The sequence below is a fragment of the Carboxylicivirga litoralis genome (genome assembly GCF_025499605.1).
Lineage (GTDB): Bacteria > Bacteroidota > Bacteroidia > Bacteroidales > Marinilabiliaceae > Carboxylicivirga > Carboxylicivirga litoralis.
The window spans coordinates 1-1,391 of sequence record NZ_JAFMVC010000091.1 but is presented as its reverse complement, the minus strand read 5'-3'; the positions used below and the strand labels follow the sequence as shown (position 1 = coordinate 1,391).

At 40.8% G+C, this 1,391-nt stretch carries 2 protein-coding genes; both read left to right on the top strand.

Annotated features, from left to right (window positions below):
• Window positions 1-150 precede the first annotated feature (150 nt).
• Window positions 151-540, top strand: coding sequence for a hypothetical protein (locus tag J1N10_RS20835; RefSeq protein WP_212220843.1), 390 nt, complete (start codon window positions 151-153; stop codon window positions 538-540).
• An 18-nt stretch (window positions 541-558) separates the two neighbouring features.
• Window positions 559-1,335, top strand: a complete 777-nt coding sequence (locus tag J1N10_RS20830) for a hypothetical protein (protein ID WP_212220910.1) — start codon at window positions 559-561, stop codon at window positions 1,333-1,335.
• Window positions 1,336-1,391 lie beyond the last annotated feature (56 nt).

Genomic DNA, 1,391 nt, shown 5'->3' with positions numbered 1-1,391 from the left:
GTATCAGGTGATAAGATTTACCACCCTGCCGTTAAGGTAACGCTATTGGGAACTATCACAGAGAAAGCATAAGAGCTTGATATGTCATAATCGTTTGGGGGCGGTCAGCGGTTGTTAACCGCCCCTTTTTTCTTCTTAATCTTTTCAAAAATGGAAGTACAAGACAATAACATACGCAAATTACAGGTCGTGAAATTCGAGGTCAAAAAAGGTCAGACTTTTGAGTTTAACGGCAATACCAAAACGGAACATGACCGTATCAAAGGCATTTTCTTACGCCTATCCAACCAACAGGCATTACCCGGTGCCACACTTCGGGTTTGGATTGATGATACAGAGATAATCCCCGATGATACCGAAGTGGCATTGCTTCACCACAACGATGACATGAGTATAAAGGATGTGGCTTTCCCTGTGGATGAAAAAGCCAAGAACAGCCCTGTGCGTGTCATTTACAAAGACGACAGCGAGAACCTGGCTGTTAATGAAAGCTACAATGTACGTGTGTATCTGCTTGCCGAGGTAGAGAAAAAGAAATAACGCTAAAATCTCCCGACAATGAAACGATATTTTGTAATTACAAAAACCTCAGTTGGCAACAAACACATCAACGAACAGGACTTGCTCCCTGCATCCTGTAAACTGATTACAGGCATTGCAATAAACGCCTTGGTTAAAAAAGAATCGGAATTGGAAGATGTAACTCAGAATTTAGCCTTCCCACAAGCTTTAATATCCGATTTGTTACTGACCGATGGTATTACCAACCTGTTCTATTCTTATTTACGCACAAGGGCAAGCGAAGCAGAAAGCAAAGACTTTTTTGAAAGTGATATTCTTCCGGCAATCGTTGATATTTTGAGCAACAATATCAAATTTACTTGCCTCGATGCAGAGCAACAAAGCAACCTGAACAACAGCATAGCAGAACTTTTCAATACACAGTTTGCCGATTATCTCTACAACGAAACCGGGCTTTTTGAGAAAGGTCAAACCATTACAAGCCTTGAATTTGCCGATTTGATAGCACAGGAAACATTAACCTTTTCCTATCTGCATAAATCCGATGTTTTTCTTCGTCCTGTAAAGGCATACAAACAGCCAGAACCTTATGAATGTGGCAATATCAGCCTATTGGTAAACGGCAACAGTTTTCTATTGCGTGACTATATGCTTACTGCCAACCGAAAGGTAAAGCATTTAAGCAAAGAGGTCATCCCATTCCATGAGCCTTTGGAGGTAAACAGCAATATCCATACGGTTTTCAAAAGCAATAAAAACAGCGGAGAAAACACACTAACCATTAGAATCTACATTGAATATGAACACGAGTGAGTTATTACATACCATCGCAAAAGACCGTGTTTCAGGGATGCGAACCATCGACAGCT